22 protein-coding genes are annotated in these 18687 nt (G+C 39.2%); 16 read left to right on the top strand and 6 right to left on the bottom strand.

The features are described from left to right. Positions 1–8: 8 nt before the first annotated feature. The 7 genes from H7R46_RS02790 to secF all read left to right on the top strand — a co-directional run bounded on the left by H7R46_RS02790 (position 9) and on the right by secF (position 7430). Complete coding sequence (locus H7R46_RS02790; RefSeq protein ID WP_005064181.1) at positions 9–1010, top strand: hypothetical protein; 1002 nt, start codon at positions 9–11, stop codon at positions 1008–1010. Between the two features lie 96 nt (positions 1011–1106). After that, entirely contained in the window at positions 1107–2135 is a 1029-nt protein-coding gene (locus tag H7R46_RS02785) for a hypothetical protein (RefSeq protein WP_005064179.1), read from the top strand. Positions 2136–2220: 85 nt separating this feature from the next. Then, positions 2221–2790: a LemA family protein gene (locus H7R46_RS02780; protein ID WP_005064177.1), complete on the top strand. Its 570-nt coding sequence runs from the start codon at positions 2221–2223 to the stop codon at positions 2788–2790. A gap of 152 nt (positions 2791–2942) precedes the next feature. Next, entirely contained in the window at positions 2943–4076 is a 1134-nt protein-coding gene (tgt, locus tag H7R46_RS02775; RefSeq protein ID WP_002116306.1) for a tRNA guanosine(34) transglycosylase Tgt, read from the top strand. A 97-nt stretch (positions 4077–4173) separates the two neighbouring features. Then, a complete protein-coding gene (gene yajC, locus H7R46_RS02770; protein WP_002116168.1) occupies positions 4174–4503 on the top strand; it encodes a preprotein translocase subunit YajC in 330 nt (109 codons plus the stop codon). A 51-nt stretch (positions 4504–4554) separates the two neighbouring features. After that, the gene (gene secD, locus H7R46_RS02765; protein WP_002116237.1) at positions 4555–6456 is read left to right on the top strand and encodes a protein translocase subunit SecD; all 1902 of its coding nucleotides are present in this window, start codon (positions 4555–4557) and stop codon (positions 6454–6456) included. 8 nt (positions 6457–6464) lie between these two features. Further along, positions 6465–7430, top strand: coding sequence for a protein translocase subunit SecF (gene secF / locus H7R46_RS02760; protein WP_014207646.1), 966 nt, complete (start codon positions 6465–6467; stop codon positions 7428–7430). A gap of 66 nt (positions 7431–7496) precedes the next feature. Here secF and coaBC read toward each other — a convergent pair whose 3' ends face one another. Then, entirely contained in the window at positions 7497–8750 is a 1254-nt protein-coding gene (gene coaBC / locus H7R46_RS02755; protein WP_002116235.1) for a bifunctional phosphopantothenoylcysteine decarboxylase/phosphopantothenate--cysteine ligase CoaBC, read from the bottom strand. Positions 8751–8849: 99 nt separating this feature from the next. Here coaBC and radC point away from each other — a divergent pair, with 99 nt between their 5' ends. Both radC and H7R46_RS02745 read left to right on the top strand, forming a co-directional pair. Continuing rightward, on the top strand, positions 8850–9569 hold the full coding sequence (gene radC, locus H7R46_RS02750; RefSeq protein WP_080630959.1) for a RadC family protein: 720 nt from the start codon (positions 8850–8852) through the stop codon (positions 9567–9569). 61 nt (positions 9570–9630) lie between these two features. After that, a complete protein-coding gene (locus H7R46_RS02745; RefSeq protein WP_005064169.1) occupies positions 9631–10542 on the top strand; it encodes a bestrophin family protein in 912 nt (303 codons plus the stop codon). 5 nt (positions 10543–10547) lie between these two features. Here H7R46_RS02745 and H7R46_RS02740 read toward each other — a convergent pair whose 3' ends face one another. Then, complete coding sequence (locus H7R46_RS02740) at positions 10548–11399, bottom strand: PHP domain-containing protein (RefSeq protein WP_005064167.1); 852 nt, start codon at positions 11397–11399, stop codon at positions 10548–10550. Positions 11400–11443: 44 nt separating this feature from the next. Here H7R46_RS02740 and H7R46_RS02735 point away from each other — a divergent pair, with 44 nt between their 5' ends. Genes H7R46_RS02735 through mnmC form a run of 4 tightly spaced genes read left to right on the top strand, consistent with a single transcriptional unit; the run spans position 11444 to position 14780 of the window. After that, positions 11444–12058, top strand: coding sequence for a septation protein IspZ (locus H7R46_RS02735; RefSeq protein ID WP_005064166.1), 615 nt, complete (start codon positions 11444–11446; stop codon positions 12056–12058). 34 nt (positions 12059–12092) lie between these two features. Continuing rightward, positions 12093–12395, top strand: a complete 303-nt coding sequence (locus H7R46_RS02730) for a YciI family protein (RefSeq protein WP_002116400.1) — start codon at positions 12093–12095, stop codon at positions 12393–12395. Between the two features lie 4 nt (positions 12396–12399). Further along, on the top strand, positions 12400–12882 hold the full coding sequence (locus H7R46_RS02725) for a hypothetical protein (RefSeq protein ID WP_005064163.1): 483 nt from the start codon (positions 12400–12402) through the stop codon (positions 12880–12882). A 23-nt stretch (positions 12883–12905) separates the two neighbouring features. Next, the gene (gene mnmC / locus H7R46_RS02720; protein WP_005064161.1) at positions 12906–14780 is read left to right on the top strand and encodes an FAD-dependent 5-carboxymethylaminomethyl-2-thiouridine(34) oxidoreductase MnmC; all 1875 of its coding nucleotides are present in this window, start codon (positions 12906–12908) and stop codon (positions 14778–14780) included. Between the two features lie 36 nt (positions 14781–14816). Here mnmC and H7R46_RS02715 read toward each other — a convergent pair whose 3' ends face one another. Further along, positions 14817–15131, bottom strand: a complete 315-nt coding sequence (locus tag H7R46_RS02715) for a rhodanese-like domain-containing protein (protein ID WP_002116171.1) — start codon at positions 15129–15131, stop codon at positions 14817–14819. Between the two features lie 91 nt (positions 15132–15222). Between H7R46_RS02715 and H7R46_RS02710 the strand changes: the two genes are divergently transcribed. From H7R46_RS02710 to H7R46_RS02700, 3 genes are all read left to right on the top strand, one after another. Then, entirely contained in the window at positions 15223–15711 is a 489-nt protein-coding gene (locus H7R46_RS02710; RefSeq protein ID WP_002051423.1) for a YajQ family cyclic di-GMP-binding protein, read from the top strand. A 34-nt stretch (positions 15712–15745) separates the two neighbouring features. Continuing rightward, complete coding sequence (locus H7R46_RS02705) at positions 15746–16240, top strand: DUF4442 domain-containing protein (RefSeq protein ID WP_005804736.1); 495 nt, start codon at positions 15746–15748, stop codon at positions 16238–16240. 76 nt (positions 16241–16316) lie between these two features. Next, complete coding sequence (locus H7R46_RS02700) at positions 16317–16823, top strand: ester cyclase (protein WP_005064156.1); 507 nt, start codon at positions 16317–16319, stop codon at positions 16821–16823. A gap of 70 nt (positions 16824–16893) precedes the next feature. Here H7R46_RS02700 and H7R46_RS02695 read toward each other — a convergent pair whose 3' ends face one another. The 3 genes from H7R46_RS02695 to H7R46_RS02685 are packed head-to-tail and all read right to left on the bottom strand — an operon-like array spanning position 16894 to position 18646. Further along, complete coding sequence (locus H7R46_RS02695) at positions 16894–17310, bottom strand: acyl-CoA thioesterase (RefSeq protein WP_002116010.1); 417 nt, start codon at positions 17308–17310, stop codon at positions 16894–16896. A gap of 1 nt (position 17311) precedes the next feature. Next, positions 17312–17749: a thioredoxin TrxC gene (gene trxC / locus H7R46_RS02690; RefSeq protein WP_005050212.1), complete on the bottom strand. Its 438-nt coding sequence runs from the start codon at positions 17747–17749 to the stop codon at positions 17312–17314. Further along, positions 17750–18646 carry an alpha/beta hydrolase gene (locus H7R46_RS02685; protein WP_005064153.1) on the bottom strand — a complete coding sequence of 299 codons (897 nt, stop codon included), beginning with the start codon at positions 18644–18646 and terminating at the stop codon, positions 17750–17752. It abuts the gene before it with no gap. Positions 18647–18687: the final 41 nt, after the last annotated feature.

Genomic DNA, 18687 nt, shown 5'->3' with positions numbered 1-18687 from the left:
TAAAATTTATGAAACTGCTTTTTCAAAAAATTCAAAGTGCTTTTGACAATCAAAATACACATAACAAAATTACTTTAAGAAATATTGAGGCATTAAGAAATTTACTTAATCAGCAATTACCTCCCGAAATACTTATTCATTCATTAAAAAATTGGACAGGCACCCAACAACTTGATATTCGAAATTATATTTTTTGGAATGCTACAATTTTCGCCTTAGTTTGTATGGCATTAGGCTTTTTAATCTCGATTTACTTCTTCCCTTTTGCCATTCTTGCGATCTTTTATGGTTTTTATCATAGAGCATCAACAGCCGAACTGATTTGCCTACTTCAAGATATCCAAGTTTATTATTATGAACATAAATATAATTTCAAATTTGCAACTGAAGATAACCTACCTAAAAAAGGAACATCCGCTTCAGACTTTCCTTTATTTAAGTTAGGCAATCAAGAAAATTCAGTTTTAACTGCAATACACGGCAAGTGGCAAGTAAGAGAAACAATTCACCCCTATAAAATCTTTAGATACCATTATATCAATCGAGAGATGGCCTATAATTCAAAAGGTAAATGGGAACTAAAAGATGTTAGCTATAATTTATACGGCGTCATTTTAGAGAATTTTCCAGTTCGCGGAGTCAGTATTTCAAGTAAACAAAAAAAGGCTTGTCGCTTAGGAGTAACTTGGGAATCAAGTGATATCCGTTTTAATCAAAAATACCAACAAAGCGGAATTAATGAGTTGGATTTAGTAAAATTTCTAAGCCCAGACCGTTTGTTATTATTAGAAAAAATGTTGGAAGATTTTCCAGGGGATTTCTATATACACCCTGAAACATCTGCATTATGTTGGCTCTGTAATGTAAATCTTTTACGCCAACAAAGTTTATATGGCGCTAGTGTACGCGAGCTTGCTGAATGCCTTGAAACTCTTTCAATGCCAGAGTTTGAGCAATTTGCAAATACATTGCAGCATTTCATTAATGAAACTCAAATGCCGAAATTATAAAAGTAATTATTTATTTAGAACTTATTTCTATTTATCTCATTCAATTTAAAAGATAATCTAAAAATAGTACTTTATGATAATGAGCTCATTACTTCCATGCCAATTGATACCTTACAAGAAGCTCTGCATATAAGACGTAAGAAAAATACACAGGTTTTGCGCAATATTGCTCGACTTTGGGATGCTGGACAAAAGTCACAAACAGATCAAGAGCTTTTAAATGCGTTACATCCATGGCGTGAAGATCCTAACCTTCGTTTTGTTAATATATTGCCGCATTTGTTAGGTATTTGCAGTATTACGACTTTATTATTTGGATACTTTTTTCATCCTCATATTCAATATATTTTGAGCCTCTTATGGGCATTTTTAACTGGTTTTCTGGCCTATTTGCTCTATGAACCGCAAAAACCTCTAAGCGAAGTCATTCACTATTTAGAACAGCGTATCACCACTTTACGTTATAGATTACGGTTACAACAGTTACCGGCCTATCTTCCTATTCAATCTCAACCAATTTTAGTCTTAAGCAAATTAAAGCAACACTTTCCACTGTTTAATCGGGGTAATGAATCTAACGAAATTACTCAGTTTGCTTCCACTACGTGGGATGATGGAATTACGGAACATCAAGTTCTGCTGTTCAAATATCACTATGTAAATAATTTACCCATTCTTCAAAATCAGGATAGTGACAAAAAAATAGTTAGAGAGATCCATAGAGATCTATGGGGCGCTTTTATATTTCAAATGCCTGCATTGGGTATTGCTGTAAGTAACCAACGTTCTCGTTTTTTTGCACCTTACTTAACTGAATGGCAAAGCACTGACATCCTGATTAACCAAAAGCTCAATATTTTTGGTACTGCCCAACACCAATTAGCTAAAGAAGTTAGCCCAAGCATAACCTTAAAATTTCATGATTTTTTTCAACACTTTAAAGGTGATTTAATTTATCATCATGAAGAGCAAATTTTATGTTATCTCGGTGAACAAGATCTTTTTCAGACCACCAGCAAGCAAAGTGAAATTCATGATGTTTCAACATTACGTGGACACTTGCGTACCATGACTATGCCGCAATATGAAAAATTTCAGCAATTAATGCTTAATTTAATTAAATAAATCTCTCGTAGCGCTGAACTGGCAACTTATCAAAAAATAAGAAGTTAAAAGGCTCAATGAGGGAACAAAAATAAGAGGAGTGAAAATGACAGGTTTATTTATTTTCTTGGGGATTTTCGTCGTACTGATTGTCTGGGGCATTCACATCCGTAACACCATCGTACGTTACTTTAATGCGACTAAAAGAGCTTGGGCTGAAGTTGCCAATTTCGAGCGTCAAAAAGTAAAGACATTGGAATCTCTCGAATCAACACTCAATCAATATACTCAATTTGAAAAATCGACATTAGAAAAGGTTACTCAATTACGTCAACAAATTCTTAATTTAAATGTGAATAACACTGATATTTCTCAGCTACAACAGATCGAGAAAATGAGCCAAGAGCTTATTCGAAGCTTAAACGTTGTTGTTGAAAATTATCCAGAGCTTAAAGCTGATTCGCTGTATAGCAAAATGATGGATGATATTCAGGAACAAAATGAAAATGTTGGTGCAGCAATTAGCATTTTTAACCGTAATGTCGAGCTATTCAATAACCAGATTGAAGTATTCCCTAATAATCTCATTAACACCTTAACCTTATCCAAGAAAGCGATTCGCCCTTTTAGAGATAATCTTGTTAATGAAAATTTTGACTATAAACCTAATTTTTAATAGGAAGAAAATAGTCTCTAAACTATCGGAAATTTATCTATTTTATAACCAGCTACATTTAGTAGTAGAACTACGTAGCAGAATCAAGGAAAATAGCCCTCTTTTTAGCAGCGAACTGTTTCTTCGCCTCTGCTCGTGTTCAGGATTTTTAGATGAAGTTTGAAAAATTAGGTCAGTCGGGGCGCGCCCGTCGTGGTCGTTTAACTTTAGAACATGGTGTTGTTGAAACACCTGTTTTTATGCCAGTGGGGACTTACGGCACAGTCAAAGGCATGTTACCTCGTGACATCGAAGACATTCAGGCACAAATTATTTTAGGAAATACATTCCATTTATATTTGCGTCCGGGTCTTGAAGTGATTAAAGAACACGGTGGTTTGCATGACTTTATTAAATGGAATAAGCCAATTTTGACTGACTCTGGCGGTTTCCAGGTTTTTAGTCTTGGCGCAATGCGCAAAATCAAAGAGGAAGGTGTTACCTTCCGCTCACCGATTGATGGTTCAAAAGTATTTTTATCACCTGAAATTTCTATGGAAATTCAGCAGGTCTTGAACTCTGACATCGTGATGATTTTTGATGAGTGTACGCCTTACCCTGCGACACATGAAGAAGCTCAAAAATCATTGCAACTTTCTTTGCGCTGGGCAAAACGTTGTAAAACCCATCACCATGATGAGCTCAAAAATCACAATGCGTTATTTGGCATTATTCAAGGTGGCATGTATGAAGACTTACGCGATGAGTCTTTAAATGGCCTTTTAGAAATCGGCTTTGACGGTTACGCAATTGGCGGTTTATCTGTAGGTGAACCTAAAGAAGAGATGATCAAAGTTTTAGATTATCTACCAAATAAAATGCCACATGACAAACCGCGTTATTTGATGGGTGTTGGTAAACCAGAAGATATCGTTGAAGCGGTGCGCCGCGGTGTCGATATGTTTGACTGTGTAATGCCGACTCGTAATGCGCGAAACGGTCATTATTTTGTCACTGATGGTCTGGTACGTATTCGTAATAGTAAATATCGTCATGATCAGAGCCCGCTCGATCCACATTGCGATTGCTACACTTGTAAGAACTTTACCCGCGCTTATCTATTCCACCTTGAAAAATGTGGAGAAATGTTAGCGTCTATGCTCGGTACTATTCATAACTTACGTTATTACCAACGTTTGACTGAAGGTATGCGTGATGCATTAGACAATGGCACATTTGATGAATTTGTTCAGGACTTTTATGCCCGTCGTGGTTTAGAAGTTCCACCATGTCCGGTTGATGAATAAGCCAGATTTGCGCTCAACCTCAAGACAAGGTAAATTGCAAAACGAATTAGGATTATGTCAGTTATCTGACTCATATTTTTAACTTTAGGAAATCAAAATGAGCTTTTTAATTTCTGCTGCTCATGCAGCACCGGCAGCTGGCCCAACTAATGGTATTTTGCCAAACATCTTGATGATTGTCGTATTCGTTGCAATCTTTTATTTCTTAATTTGGCGCCCTCAAGCAAAACGTGCTAAAGAACACCGTTCTTTGATTGAGAGCTTAGGTGTTGGTAGTGAAGTTGTTTTCGCTGGCGGTTTAATGGGCAAAGTAACCAAAATTGAAGGTGACTATGCAGTTGTTGAACTTAGCCGTGGTGTAGAAGTAAAAATTCAGCGTGCCAGCGTAATTTCAGTATTACCTGAAGGCACTCTAAATAACCTTTAATCATAAAACAGTCGTGCTTTAGCACGGCTTTTTCATTTAAGAAGAAAGCGAATGCGTTACCCTGCATGGAAATATTTACTGATTCTGGTTGTTCTGGTAATCAGTACATTATACGCACTGCCTAGTCTATATCCGGATGAGCCCGCTGTTCAAATTTCCGGTGCCAAAGCTGGTACCCAAATTGATCAAAGTGTGGTGAAAAAAGCAGAGCAAATTTTAAAAACAGCAAATATTGCGAGCCATGACAATACTTTTACAAATAATGCTGCCCTATTGCGTGTCAGTTCATCTGAAGCACAGTTAAAGGCAAAAGAAGTATTACGTCGTGACTTAGGTGATGAATATGTTGTCGCCCTAAACCTTGCACCAACCACACCGGAATGGCTGCAAAAGATTGGGGCAAAACCAATGAAACTTGGTTTGGACTTACGTGGTGGTGTCCACTTCTTGCTTGAAGTAGATATGGACAAAGCCGTTGCCCAACGTATGGAAACCTCTGCCACCGATTTGCGTCGTCAGTTCCGTGAAAACAAGATCAAATTTAACAGTCTTGCATTAACAAATAATGTGATCACTGTTCAATTTGCTGACAATGCTGACCGTGATGCAGCAATGGATTTTTTACGTCGTAATGGGAATGAATATACCCAACAGGCATTAGCAAGCTCTACAGGTTCTACTTTAAAGCTTACTTATACCGATGTACGTCGCCAAGAAATTCAGTCATATGCGGTAAATCAGAACTTAACAACATTACGTAATCGTATTAACGAACTTGGTGTTGCAGAAGCATTGGTACAAAGTCAGGGTAGCAACCGTATTGTTGTTGAATTACCCGGTGTACAAGATACAGCTGAAGCTAAACGTGTTTTAGGACGTACTGCGAACCTCGAATTCCGTTTAGTTTCTGACTTAAATGATCAATATATCGATCCATATACGGGTAAATATAATGGTCAACCTTTACCTCCGGGTACAGAAGTATTTGCTTATGAGTCTTTAGATAGCGGTCGTCAGCTCTTGTTGCAACGTAACCGAATCTTGACTGGTGAGCGTGTTCAAAATGCAAGCTCTGGCTTTAGTCAGGACTCTGGCGGTGCCGAAGTAAATATCACGCTCGACAGCGCTGGCGGTAAGCTAATGTCCGATGCAACCCGTAATGCAGTTGGTAAACGCATGGCGGTATTGTTCATCGAGAACAAGCAAAAAATTAACTATGTCACAGATCCAAAAACCGGTGCACAAACAGAAGTTCGGACGCCATACACTGAATCTGTAGTCATTAACGCAGCAACAGTTCAAGCTGTTTTAGGTTCAACTTTCCGTATTACCGGTTTAAGTTCTCCTCAAGAAGCATCTGAACTTGCATTAATGCTTCGTGCTGGTGCTTTAGCTGCGCCAATGTACTTTGTTGAAGAGCGTGTAGTAGGTCCAAGCCTTGGTCAAGAAAACATTGATAAAGGTGTATTGTCTACTCAAATCGGTTTCTTGCTCGTTGCAATCTGGATGGTGGTTTTCTTCCGTGTATTCGGTTTAATCGCGAACTTTGCTCTTGTGTTTAACTTGGCAATGATTTTAACCGTGATGTCATGGATTGGAGCTTCCCTCACCTTACCGGGTATTGCCGGTATCGTTATTACCATTGGTATGGCGGTCGATGCGAACGTATTGATATGTGAGCGTATCCGAGAAGAAATGCTCTGGGGGGCCTCACCCAAACAGGCCATTGTGGCCGGTTATGATCGAGCCTATAACACCATTTTTGACTCGAACTTAACCACGTTCCTCGTTGCATTCATTCTGTTTGCAATTGGTACAGGCCCAATCAAAGGTTTCGCCGTGACATTAATGATCGGTATTATTTGTTCGATGTTTACTGCAATTACAGTAACTCGTGCAATCGTACAAATCATTTATGGTAAACGCCGTAATTTGAAAAAGTTGAGCATTTAAGGAGATCGATGATGACTAAAGTGACTCAACAAGATTCAAAACAATATGGTCGTCCGGATGATGCAAAAATCATCCCGTTCATGAAGATTGCTAAACCTGCAGCAATCTTCTCGATCCTTATTACTTTGGCAAGTATTTTCTTTATTGCGACTAAAGGTCTTAATCTCGGTTTGGACTTTACAGGTGGTGTTTCAGCTGAGCTTAACTATGCTCAACCAGCCAATCAATCTGAAGTTATTCAGGCACTCGATAAAGCTGGTTTTAAAGATGCTGTAGTACAAACCTTAGGCAGCAATAAAGACTTACTTGTGCGTATGCCAGTACAAGAAGTTAAGGTTGAAGATCTTAATAACGCGATCACTAAGGCTGTACAATTACCAAATAATGCTGCTGAAGTTCATAAAGTGGACTCTGTAGGTGGTCAGGTTGGTAACGAACTCTATGTTCGTTCTGCTGGCGCGGTTGCACTTGCACTTATCTTAATGTTGATCTACGTAACCATCCGCTTTGAGTTCAAACTCGCGATGGGTGCCGTAATGTCTTTATTCCACGACATCATCATTATTATTGGTGCTTTTGCATTATTCCAATGGCCATTTGACCTTACAGTGTTAGCTGCAGTACTTGCTGTTATTGGTTTCTCGCTTAACGATAACATTGTAGTGTCAGACCGTATTCGTGAAAATTTCCGTAAGATTCGCGGTGCGACTCCTCGTGAAATCGTCGATATTGCGTTAACTGAGACTTTACGTCGTACCATTCATACATCAATGACTTTATTACTGGTTGTACTAGCAATGATGTTCTTAGGTGGTGATGGCCTACACTGGTTCTCTGTGGCAATGTTTGTTGGTGTATTTGTTGGTACTTATTCTTCGATTTATATCGGTACTGCATTTGCATTATGGCGTGGTCTTAACCGTCAAGACTTCATCGTTCAGGTTAAACCTGAATTTGAGGATGAAATTCCTTAAGCTGTCTAAAACAAGACAAATAAAAAAACCGCGATTCATTCGCGGTTTTTTTATTTGATTCAAAAATTATTTACGGCGTAATGCATCCGAAATAGCTTCAACCAATTGTTGAGAAATTTCCTGTTTAGATGCTTTCTCCAACTCACGCTTTTTCATGTGATAGCTTTCAGCAAAGAAAACTGTCATCGCATTCTCATCGGAAGCAAATCCAATATCAGCACGTGATACATCGTTACACGCAATCATGTCTAATTTTTTAGCAACAAGTTTACCTGCCGCATATTCTTCAACATTTTGCGTTTCGGCTGCAAAGCCCACCATAAATGGACGTTTTTCCTGACCTGCGATTGTTGCCACAATATCTGGATTTTTGACAAGGGAAACATTCAACTCATCCCCTGCTTTCTTAATCTTATGCTCAGCAACTTCTGCTACGCGATAGTCTGCGACTGCGGCAGTGGCAATAAAAATATCGCAGCCTGTTTCTAGTGAACTCATACTGACGTCAAGCATTTGTCGTGCTGAGGCAACATTTACACGTTGAACACCATTTGGCGTATCTAAACTTACAGGTCCAGCAATCAGAGTCACTTGCGCGCCAGCAGCATAACAGGCAGCGGCTAAAGCAAAGCCCATTTTTCCAGTACTATGGTTTGAGATATAACGGACAGGGTCAATCGCTTCACGTGTTGGCCCAGCAGTAATCACAACTCGCTTACCTGCCAACAGTCCAAATTTCTCAGCGATGGCACGTTGAGCTTGATGGAAATAGCCAGCGACTTGGCGAGCAATTTCTTCTGGCTCAGGCATACGGCCTAAGCCAACATCACCACAAGCCTGCTCACCCGCATCCGGCATAATTACATGTACGCCATCTTCGACTAAGGTTTGCAAATTACGTTGAGTTGCTTTAGCAGCCCACATTTGCTGGTTCATGGCTGGAGCTACCCAAACAGGAGATTTTGTTGCCAAAAACACAGTGCTGAGTAAATCATCTGCTAAACCATTCGCAAATTTAGCCAATGTGTCACAGCTTGCTGGTGCGACTAGTAATAAATCAGCCCAACGCGCTAATTCAATATGTCCCATACCCGCTTCAGCCGCAGGGTCTAGAAGTTCAGTATGAACAGGATTACCAGAAAGAGCCTGAAAAGTTAGTGGTGTAATAAATGCCTGAGCACCATGTGTCATCACCACTCGCACGTCAAAGCCATAATCTTTGAGGCGGCGGACTAAGATGGCACTTTTATAGGCAGCAATTCCGCCAGTAACAGCTAAAACAATGTTTTTATGAGGAATAACGCTTAGATCAAAGCTCACGAACAGGATACCTTTCTGTTGCAGTGGCGCTCACAATAGCATTAAATACGCGCAGACCCAAGATTGATTGGGCAAACAAAATAAAATTTTAAGCGAATAATGCTGGGGAATATGAATACTTCTATTAAAAATTGGCCTGAACAAGAACGGCCAAGAGAACGGTTATTACAACAAGGTCCACAAAGTTTATCAGATGCTGAGCTACTCGCGATTTTTCTTCGCTCAGGTTCACGGCAATATTCAGCAGTCGAGTTATCTCGTTTACTCATTCAGCACTTCGGTAATCTTAATGCCGTGTTTGATGCCTCATTTAGTGAGTTAACTCAATTTAATGGCATTGGGGCAACGAAATATTCACAATTACTGGCAGTCAAAGAACTTGGACGGCGTTATCTCGATCATCACTTCCAGACAAATAATCTCAGCCTTCATTCATCAGATCTAGTTTTGGATTATCTGCGCTATGAATTAAAAGGCGAAAAACAAGAAGTCTTTGCTGTTTTGTGCCTAGATCCCGAATTAAGAAAGCTTCATTTTAAAAAGCTATTCTTTGGTTCAGTTCAGCATTGCGCAGTTTCGGTCAATCAAACCTTACGCTACGCCTTACAGCAACATGCTTGCCAGCTCGTTATTGCACACAATCATCCCTTTGGTTCTCCACAACCGTCTTCCGAAGATATTGCCTTAACTCAGCAACTTGAACGGGCTTGTCAGCTTGTCGAAATTCGTCTGCTTGACCACTTTATTATCTCACCAGAAGGGAGCTTTTCCTTTGCTGAACAACAACTGCTCAACCCAGCAACAATATCAGTTCAATGATATTGACAAAGTACCACTAAGCCTAGAAGATCAAAACAAAAATAGCGACGTTTAAAATAAAATGATTGTTCGGGAACAGCCTAGTATTTTCAAAGTTTTATTCTCTTGGCGAGGCACAATTTTACCCAAAATTTTGCCATCCCTAGGCGTTGTGATGCTGATCTCGGCAATCATTGGTGGAGTGGAGTACATCAATCTTTATCGCTTTCCAGAGATTCCTTTGGTTGGCTTCACTCTCATTGGTGTCGTACTTTCAATCTTCCTAGGATTTAAAAATACTGCGTGTTATGACCGTTGGTGGGAGGCCCGAAAATTATGGGGTGTTCTAATTGCAACTTCACGCCATTTTGACCGTGACTGCCGTATTTTAACTCAAGCTCGCCGTGAGCGCGTTATTCAACATGTGATTGTTTTTGCTAATGTATTGCGTGACCGTTTACGTCGTCAGACGGCGAACCCAACTGAGTTAATACAAACCAGTGGTATGAGTCAGCAAGCACTCACTCAACTCTACCAGCAAAATAACGCCCCTCAGTACACGCTCAGTCTCATTCACTGGGAATTGTTGCAGGCACTTAAAGAAGGCGAAATTTCTGACATCATTTATGCACAAATGAATAAGAATGTTGCCGACTTAAGCGTCGTACAAACTGGCTGTGACCGAATTGCCAATACACCTATTCCATTTGCTTATTCAGTTTTACTTAATCGCACAGTCTATTTTTTCTGTTTTATGTTGCCGTTTAGTCTGGGGTCATTGCTTGGATTAGCAACACCTTTACTCGTCGGAATTTTGGCATACACATTTTTGGGTCTGGATGCTCTAAGCTCTGAAATTGAAGAGCCTTTTGGTACCCAAAGTAATGATTTACCGCTAGATGCAATGGTACGTAGTATCGAGATTGAACTATTAGGGACTCTCGGTAAACCTACCCCACCGCCAATTCAGGCTCAAGATAACAACTTACTATAAAGAGTTTAAATAAAATTCTCCCAAATCCCATGCTGCTTATCAGTGGGTTTAGGTGTATTTCCTAGTTTAATCCATGGCATATTTTCACCATGAAAATCACTGCCAATTGAAACTGCCAACTGATATTGTTCAATCATTCGATCAATCATTTGCCGAGTAGATAGAGGTTCTATTGGTGGAGGTAACTCAATTGCATCTCCACCTGATGTCGCGAATAATTCAATTAAATAACGAACATTAGTTGCAGATAAATCATAACGGGTCGGATGTGCTAATACTGCGAAGCCTTTACTTTGATGAATCACATTAATGGTTTCTTTTAAGCCTAGTCCTTCAAACTTTACAAAAGCACGTTTTCCTTCTTTTAAGAAACGATCAAATGCTTGTTGAGGACGAGTCACGACATTTTTCTCGACCAATGTTTTAGCAATATGAGTTCTTGTTACCCTATCCGCCTGATTTTCTACTTTGGCAAGAACATCATCATAAATCTGAAAACCAATACATTTTTCTAATAGCTCACAAATCACTTTAGCTCTTTGCGCTCTAATTCTTTTTTGTTGTTCTAATGCTTCTAAAATTGGTGCTTCATCTTGCATATTTAAAGCAACAATATGTACACCATAACTCTTCTTAGTGGTTGGGCGCGACCACTGACTAGAAATCTCTGTACCAGAAATAATATTTAAATCATAGCCTTGTGCAGCAATTTTTGCACGCTGCAACCCATCCATTGTATCGTGGTCAGTCAAAGCCAACGTATGCAAGTTCACATCAATAGCAGCTTGCACCAGTAATTCCGGAGACAAAGTTCCATCAGAAATATTGCTATGTGTATGTAAATCTATGCCTTGCATCTTTTATACTATGCCATTCGCCAAACCTGATCAGATACTCTAACATGAAAGCACTTCTGGACTTTGTTCCATTAATTATTTTCTTCTATTTATATAAAACAGTTGATCCAACTGACACCCAGCATCCTTTACTGAAACTGATCGGGTCTGCTGGTGGTGCCGATAATAATAATATTCTTGTAGCGACGACTGGCTTAATTATTTCAATGCTTGTGGTATATGGTGCCCTATTCGTTTTCCAAAAATTCCGTCTTGATAAACAACAGTGGTTTGTATTGTTTATGACTGTCATTTTTGGTGGCATCACCCTCATGTTAAGTGACGATTTCTATATTCGTCTTAAAGCTGCGATTTTAAATTTAGTTTTTGCAGGCGCATTCTTGGTTTCACCTTGGTTTGGTAAAGACCGTAAACCACTCATTCAACGCTTATTTGACCCGATTTTAGATTTGAGTGAAAAAGGTTGGAAAAACCTCAATTTTGCTTGGGCTGCGATGTTTGTTGTGATGTCTTGTCTGCATGTATTCTTCGCATTTTTATTTCACGGTGGAAAATATTGGGGCGAATTTACTGCATTTGGTGACATGATCGTGATGTTTTCATTTATCATTATTCAGTTCATTATTTTACGCAAACATTTTAAGTCACCAGACGCTTAAAGTGCTTCCAGATTGATTATAGAGATACGATTACATGCCTTTTTTTGTTCTAAGCTGTACCGATAACGAAGGAACTTTAGAAAAACGCTTGGCAGTACGCCCTCAGCATATCGAACGCTTACAAAAACTCGATGATGAAGGCCGCCTTGTTACAGCGGGTGCTATGCCAAAAGATCCTAATGATCCGCAAGCAGGCTTCTATGGTAGCACCATGATTGTTGAATTCGACAGTCGCGAAGCATTAGATGAATGGTTAAAAGAAGAACCATTTCTTAAAGAAGGCATTTATGCTCACGTTGATGTAAAACCGTTTAATAAAGCATTTCCAAAAGGGTAATCGCATGCAGCTTGCAATCAAAAGCTTTCTTGGCTTGTGTTTGATATGTTCAACTGCTGGAGCAGTTGAACCTGCTGCGACACCAGCAACTCCTTCCCCAAGTGCGCCTTCAACTCAAGCCGCTAAACCAGCTCCAACATCTACAACTGGAGTCAAAACAGTAGCGACGACGGCACCAACTGCAACACAACCACTTACAGCAGAACAGCTCGCAAAGAACAAGCAACAGCAAGACGCAAAAATCAAAGCCTTAGTTCAAGATCAAGCATCTCGCTTAAAACAGCTAGAACATGCCAACCTTGAAGCGCTAGCCCAGAACCAAGAGTTACAGCTAAAAAATGATAATCTCTCTGTTCAGGTTCAAGTCTTACAAAGCGAACGAAGTGCGCAAATGTTTTTATATGGCGCTGTTACCTTAGCGGGTGGTGTATTGCTAGGTTTCTTTATTGCTAGTTATATTCATACAAAACGTCGACGCCAGTGGTAATACCAAGCGATCTATTAAATTCAATGAACGTATCAAACTGTATCCAAACAGCAGAGCTGGACTGGGAATTTGTCGATGGTATAGAGATTCCCATTTCTAAACAATTTGGTGATGTCTACTTTTCTAAAGATAATGGCCTACTTGAAACACGACATGTTTTTCTAAATGGTAATGACTTATCAGAACGATTAGCCAATTTAAAAGATTTTGAATATTTCAGTGTAGGAGAAACCGGTTTTGGTACAGGTTTAAATATTCTTGCACTCTGGCAACTTTGGCGGCAAGTTCGTCCTGATAATCAAAGCCATTTACATGCAATTAGCGTGGAAAAATTTCCATTAAGTAAAGCTGATCTTATTCGCGCTTTAAATGTCTGGGATGAACTTAAACCACTTGCAGAGCAGTTAATTGAACAATATCCCCTGCCTATTGCTGGATGTCATCGTTTAACTTTTCCTAAAGAACGTTTTAGCATCGATTTATGGCTTGGAGACGCGCAAGAAATTTTCCCAAGCATGGCTAAAACTAAAGCTGTGAATGCCTGGTTTTTAGATGGCTTTGCACCATCTTGTAACCCAGACATGTGGGAACAAAATGTTTTAAATAATATTGTCCGTCTTTCAGGTTATGGCACTACATTTGCCTCTTTTAGTGTTGCTGGCATTCTAAAACGTGGACTCAAAGCACATGGTATTGATATTTCTCGTCCACGTGGTTTTGGCCATAAACGAGAAATGCTCAAAGCAGTCTGGAATCTGCCTGAATCTGATGAAGGTTCCACAGAATTAGACCAAACTCATGCATTGGCTACAGAGCAACAGCATATTGCGATTATAGGGGCTGGTGTAGCAGGTTTAAGCACGGCGTGGGCATTTGCAGCACGTGGCCACCAAGTGACCTTATACGAGCAAAACAATGCATTATCGGGCGCCTCTGGAAACCCTTTGGCATTACTTAATCCGAAACTATGCCCAATTGAACAAAGTCATGAACATCTCATGACCTTAAGTTGGCAACATGCTTTAAATTTTTATAAAAATTTTAATGCATTCCGTCCACTTCAAATTCAACAAATTGCATTGAAAAATGCAGAAGAACTTCTAGATTTGGTAAATCAGTATCCAGCTCAAGTTGTTACTAACTCAGCGAACTCACTTGAAACTGATTACTCAAGCATATTACTAACTGAGGCTGGTTCCGTTTCACCACATCAATTACGTGATGAAATTTTGCAGCATCCATGTATCAATCTCAAAATTGCCCATGTCACAGCACTTGTTTCTTGTGAAAATAAAGTTCAATTGCAAACCGACAATGAAATTATTGCAGAAGCAGACTATGTCGTTGTGTGCTGCGCTCGAGAAAGTGCTGCTTTATTTGACAGCTATCCACAGTTAAAACCAATACGTGGACAAGTGAGCTGGGTTGATAATACGTTTGCTCCCCTGCATTTAAATGAAGCTTATAGCTATGGCGGCTATTGCATGCAACTTGATGCCTCGCAGATGATTTTAGGTGCGTCTTTCTACCCAAATCGTGAAGATCAAGATGTACTTCCCGAAGATCATGTGCATAACTTTGAATTAATCCACAGCGTATTCCCTGAATATGCTGAAAAGTTACCGTCACCTTCGACATGGCAAGGGCGTGCATCTATACGGGCACAAAGCTTGGATTATTTTCCGCTGGTTGGAAAAATACAGGAGAATAGCCGAATTGCTACTTTTGCTGGGCTTGGCTCTAAAGGCTTCTTATTTGCCCCGCTGTGCAGTGAAATCTTAGTTGCTCAAATGTTAGGAGAAGCTTGTCCAGTACCAGACCGCTTATTACAAAAATTGAATCCTCAACGGTTCCAAAAGAAAGTGAAACCTAAAAAGCCTTATTTTAAACCGCAATAATTCATTTCAATAAAAAAGCACCCGAAGGTGCTTTTTTTATGCGCCCTGCTCTAGAGGCAAGCCAGCATCACGAGCTGCACGTGTCCCGCCCATCAGCACGACATATTCACGCGAGGCATCCAATCCTTCTAGTTTCTCAGCTGCACGAGGAGCTTTGCTACCACCACCACATAAAATATAAATCGGCTGACCCGCAGAGACCTGGTTCAAAATATCAGCATTCAAATCATTAATTGGGCGATTCACCGCACCTTTAACATGCCCTTCTGCATAAGCATTAGTATCACGGACATCCCAGATAACAGCATTTTCTGGGAATTCAAATGTTGTAATTTCTTGTTTACGGATCATTGTGCACTCCTTTGATGTAAACAACACTTGGCAAATGAAGAAAACCCTCTTAGCATCTCAAATATTCTTTCACTTTGTAAAGGTCTAAACTATGCCTTCTTTCGATATTGTCTCTGAATTAGAGTTATTTGAAGTTAATCATGCTGTACAAAACACACAAAAAGAGATTGCAACACGCTTTGACTTCCGTGGTCACGATGTTTCTATCGAATTAAATGAAAAAAATAAAGAAATCAAAATCAGTACCGAAAGTGATTTCCAGTGTGAACAAGTTTATAACATGTTAGAAAATCATTTTTATAAACGTAAAATTGATGTTCAAGCACTTGATCCACAAAAAGCTGCGGCTTCAGGCAAAAACTTTGTACAAGTCATTAAACTTAAAGATGGTCTTGACTCTGATACTGCAAAAAAAATTAATAAAGCCATTAAAGAAAGTGGCGTTAAAGTGCAATCTTCTATTCAAGGCGACAAAATTCGTGTGACTGATAAAAAGCGTGACACCTTACAACAAGTCATGACTTTTTTACGTGAACAACAATTCGGTGTGCCATTACAGTTTAATAACTTTAAAGATTAATATCTTGTCGGCCATTTAAAGCTAAGGTAATCCCATGTCTCAATCCAATCGTCTATCAAAACTGGTAAAAGCAACTTCAAAATTCCCTAAAGGTATTCGGAGCACGCTTTGGAGCAAGGCGTTTGGCCGTATCGTACCAATGGTGGGTACAGCAAATATCCGCTATCTAGAAGTAGACTCAAACCACGTTACTGTCCGTTTAGATAACCAAAAAAATATGCAAAATCATATTAAAGGAGTGCATGCTGCGGCTATGGCTCTTTTAGCAGAAACTGCAACAGGTTTTCTAACTGGTTTACATATTCCTGATAATCGTATTTTATTAATCAAATCATTACATGTAGATTATTTAAAAGTGGTTGAAGGCGGTTTGACTGCTACAGCAACATTGTCTGCTGAACAACAAAAGTTTATTGCAGATAATGAAAAAGGTGAACTTGTGATTCCTGTTACTGTGATTGATGATGCAGGCAATGAACCAATTCAATGCCAAATGCTGTGGGCATGGTTACCTAAACGTAAGAAATAATAACTAATCTAAAGTATTTTTAGACGGTTATTTACCTCAAGATATAAAACTAATAATTTATATCTTGAGGTTAAAAATGAAAAAAATATTAATTCTTTCCTCTTTATTTACCAGTTTAATATTTACAACAATAAGTTCTCACGCGACTGAACCCAGCATTAAAACCAGTAAAGTAACTTCGGCTAAATCAGAAGCTATTGATAAAGTAAGTGCTCAAAACAAAAGAATAGTGACCGACTTTTATGAAGGTGTCTTTTTAAAACATCAAGTCAAACAATATGCAGACCGTTATATTGGTCAACAATACATTCAGCACAATCCTAATGTTCCAGATGGGAAAGCACCTTTTGTTAATTTCTTCACTGAAAAATTCCAAAAGAATCCTCAAGCTAAAAATGAGATTAAACGTGCGATTGCTGAAGGCAATCTTGTCGTTTTACATGTCCATTCGACTGAAAATGAAAAAGATCGAGGAAGAGCAATTGTTGATATATTCCGTGTTGAAAATGGAAAAATCGTAGAGCATTGGGATGTGATACAAAATATTCCTGAGCAAAGCAAAAATACAAATACGATGTTTTAATTTCTAAAAACTAGTTTTTCTTTTGAATAAAAATTAAAGCCTGAATACTAAGATTCAGGCTTTCTGATTCTTATTGAGTTTCCAAAAACTTCTGTTTCGCTTCTTCAGGTATTTGACGCTTATTACCTTTTACATCTACTGCTACAAAGGTAAAAACTCCTTCAGTAATGCGTATTGGTTCACGAGAGTCATCATGACTATCCCAAACTTCAATTTGCATCTGAATAGAAGTATTTCCAACTTTTAAGATTTTGGTATAGCAGCTAATGACAAAGCCAACCTTTACCGGAACCAAAAAGGTCATTTGATTAATAGAAATCGTAGCACAACGGCCACGACTGAAACGTTCTGCGTGAATTGCTCCAGCCAAGTCCATTTGTGACACAATCCATCCACCAAATACATCACCACTCCAGTTTGTATCTGCTGGCATGGCAATCGTTTGTAAGGATAAAATTCCTTCTGGTTTGGTATAAGCTTCTGACACCTTAGCTCCCGAAATTCGTTTGAAGTTGTTGATCGAGCCACTGTTGCAATTCAGGCGCACGTAATGCACCGCTAATACGCGCGACCTCTGTCGTTTTATTCATTAAGACAAGTGTCGGAATACTTCTCACATGAAAAGCTTGGCTCAAGCGAGGAGATTCTTCGGTATTAATCTTGGCAAAGATAACGCCTGGATTTTGTTTTGCGACCTGCGCAAAATGTGGAGCCATCATTTTACAAGGTCCGCACCATTCTGCCCATAAGTCTATAAGAATAGGTAAATCACTATTCGTGATGTAGTTACTAAAATTCTGCTCATTTAGCTCAATTGGTGCAAGCGGTAGTAATGGCTGATGACATTGACCACAGCTTGGTTGCTCCGGAAGTTTTTCTTCTGGAACTCGGTTTTTAGCACCACACGATGCACATACAATAATCATTTACATCACTCCTATATGCTGATGTAAAAATTCTAATTGGGTTGTCACTGCTTTTTCAAACCATGAACCGTGATAGATATCAAAATGTTTCATATCCCATTCATGATAACTCACAAAAGGCGCAATATTTGTCGCAGCTTCACGGCTTGACTCAATAGGAATAAGCGAATCTTTTTGAGCAGCAATAAATAAAACAGGAATATTAATCTGGCGCACAACTTGAATTGGACGGTAGCGCATCAGATTAAAGAAGACACGAGCTGGGACTTCCCCACTCCAATAATAGTCAGGATTTACAATCGATAAATAGCCATAATAACTATCTGCGGTAGGCATAAAGCATAGGTTATGTTGATCAACAACAGGTAATCGCTTTGGATTAAGCCCCATCTTTGATCCCATATAATCCTGACTCGATAGCTTTAATGCTTGGGGATAGCGCTGCAAAGGATAGAGCTTGGCAGTTTCAGCGCCATCTACATAAGGAATTTGTACTAAAACCGCTTGAATATTCTTTAACTCAGAAGCTAGGCTTAGTGCATATCCCCCACTTAAAGAAGTTCCCCAAAGTACAATCCTTCGGTTATCTACGAGTTTACAAGTCGAAGCATACTGAATCACTGTCTTCCAATCTTCTAATTGTGAATTGATGGAGACCATTTCTCTAGGCTTGCCAGTACTGCCACCCCAATATCTGTAATCAAATAAAATAACAGCGTAACCTGCTTGAGCAAATCGCTGGGCATACTGAATAAGTTTAAATTGACGCAATCCAGCAAAACCATGCGCCATGATAATTACCGCAGATTTATTATTTGTTTTTGGAATATAAAAGTCAGCTGCGATCATTTCCTGATCACATGGAACATATAAAGGCTCAACCGTATAAGCGTGCATATGTGCTCCGTGGCATTATGGTCGAAGTAATGAATTTACAA

Origin of the sequence: Acinetobacter sp. BEC1-S18-ESBL-01 (genome assembly GCF_014169935.1) — a bacterium.
Classification (GTDB): Bacteria; Pseudomonadota; Gammaproteobacteria; order Pseudomonadales; family Moraxellaceae; genus Acinetobacter; species Acinetobacter pittii.
Note: the sequence above shows the minus strand (reverse complement) of the source record. Positions and strands in the feature narration are given on the sequence as shown.

Bases quoted from the DNA above. Each gene is read 5' to 3' on its own strand.
- H7R46_RS02790 (WP_005064181.1), top strand. From the start codon at position 9: ATGAAACTGCTTTTTCAAAAAATTCAAAGTGCTTTTGACAATCAAAAT.
- H7R46_RS02725 (WP_005064163.1), top strand. From the start codon at position 12,400: ATGCAGCTTGCAATCAAAAGCTTTCTTGGCTTGTGTTTGATATGTTCA.
- secD (WP_002116237.1), top strand. From the start codon at position 4,555: ATGCGTTACCCTGCATGGAAATATTTACTGATTCTGGTTGTTCTGGTA.
- H7R46_RS02785 (WP_005064179.1), top strand. From the start codon at position 1,107: ATGCCAATTGATACCTTACAAGAAGCTCTGCATATAAGACGTAAGAAA.
- H7R46_RS02700 (WP_005064156.1), top strand. From the start codon at position 16,317: ATGAAAAAAATATTAATTCTTTCCTCTTTATTTACCAGTTTAATATTT.
- yajC (WP_002116168.1), top strand. From the start codon at position 4,174: ATGAGCTTTTTAATTTCTGCTGCTCATGCAGCACCGGCAGCTGGCCCA.
- H7R46_RS02730 (WP_002116400.1), top strand. From the start codon at position 12,093: ATGCCTTTTTTTGTTCTAAGCTGTACCGATAACGAAGGAACTTTAGAA.
- secF (WP_014207646.1), top strand. From the start codon at position 6,465: ATGATGACTAAAGTGACTCAACAAGATTCAAAACAATATGGTCGTCCG.
- mnmC (WP_005064161.1), top strand. From the start codon at position 12,906: ATGAACGTATCAAACTGTATCCAAACAGCAGAGCTGGACTGGGAATTT.
- tgt (WP_002116306.1), top strand. From the start codon at position 2,943: ATGAAGTTTGAAAAATTAGGTCAGTCGGGGCGCGCCCGTCGTGGTCGT.
- H7R46_RS02710 (WP_002051423.1), top strand. From the start codon at position 15,223: ATGCCTTCTTTCGATATTGTCTCTGAATTAGAGTTATTTGAAGTTAAT.
- trxC (WP_005050212.1), bottom strand. From the start codon at position 17,749: ATGATTATTGTATGTGCATCGTGTGGTGCTAAAAACCGAGTTCCAGAA.
- H7R46_RS02740 (WP_005064167.1), bottom strand. From the start codon at position 11,399: ATGCAAGGCATAGATTTACATACACATAGCAATATTTCTGATGGAACT.
- H7R46_RS02745 (WP_005064169.1), top strand. From the start codon at position 9,631: ATGATTGTTCGGGAACAGCCTAGTATTTTCAAAGTTTTATTCTCTTGG.
- H7R46_RS02685 (WP_005064153.1), bottom strand. From the start codon at position 18,646: ATGCACGCTTATACGGTTGAGCCTTTATATGTTCCATGTGATCAGGAA.
- H7R46_RS02735 (WP_005064166.1), top strand. From the start codon at position 11,444: ATGAAAGCACTTCTGGACTTTGTTCCATTAATTATTTTCTTCTATTTA.
- H7R46_RS02705 (WP_005804736.1), top strand. From the start codon at position 15,746: ATGTCTCAATCCAATCGTCTATCAAAACTGGTAAAAGCAACTTCAAAA.
- radC (WP_080630959.1), top strand. From the start codon at position 8,850: ATGCTGGGGAATATGAATACTTCTATTAAAAATTGGCCTGAACAAGAA.
- H7R46_RS02715 (WP_002116171.1), bottom strand. From the start codon at position 15,131: ATGATCCGTAAACAAGAAATTACAACATTTGAATTCCCAGAAAATGCT.
- H7R46_RS02780 (WP_005064177.1), top strand. From the start codon at position 2,221: ATGACAGGTTTATTTATTTTCTTGGGGATTTTCGTCGTACTGATTGTC.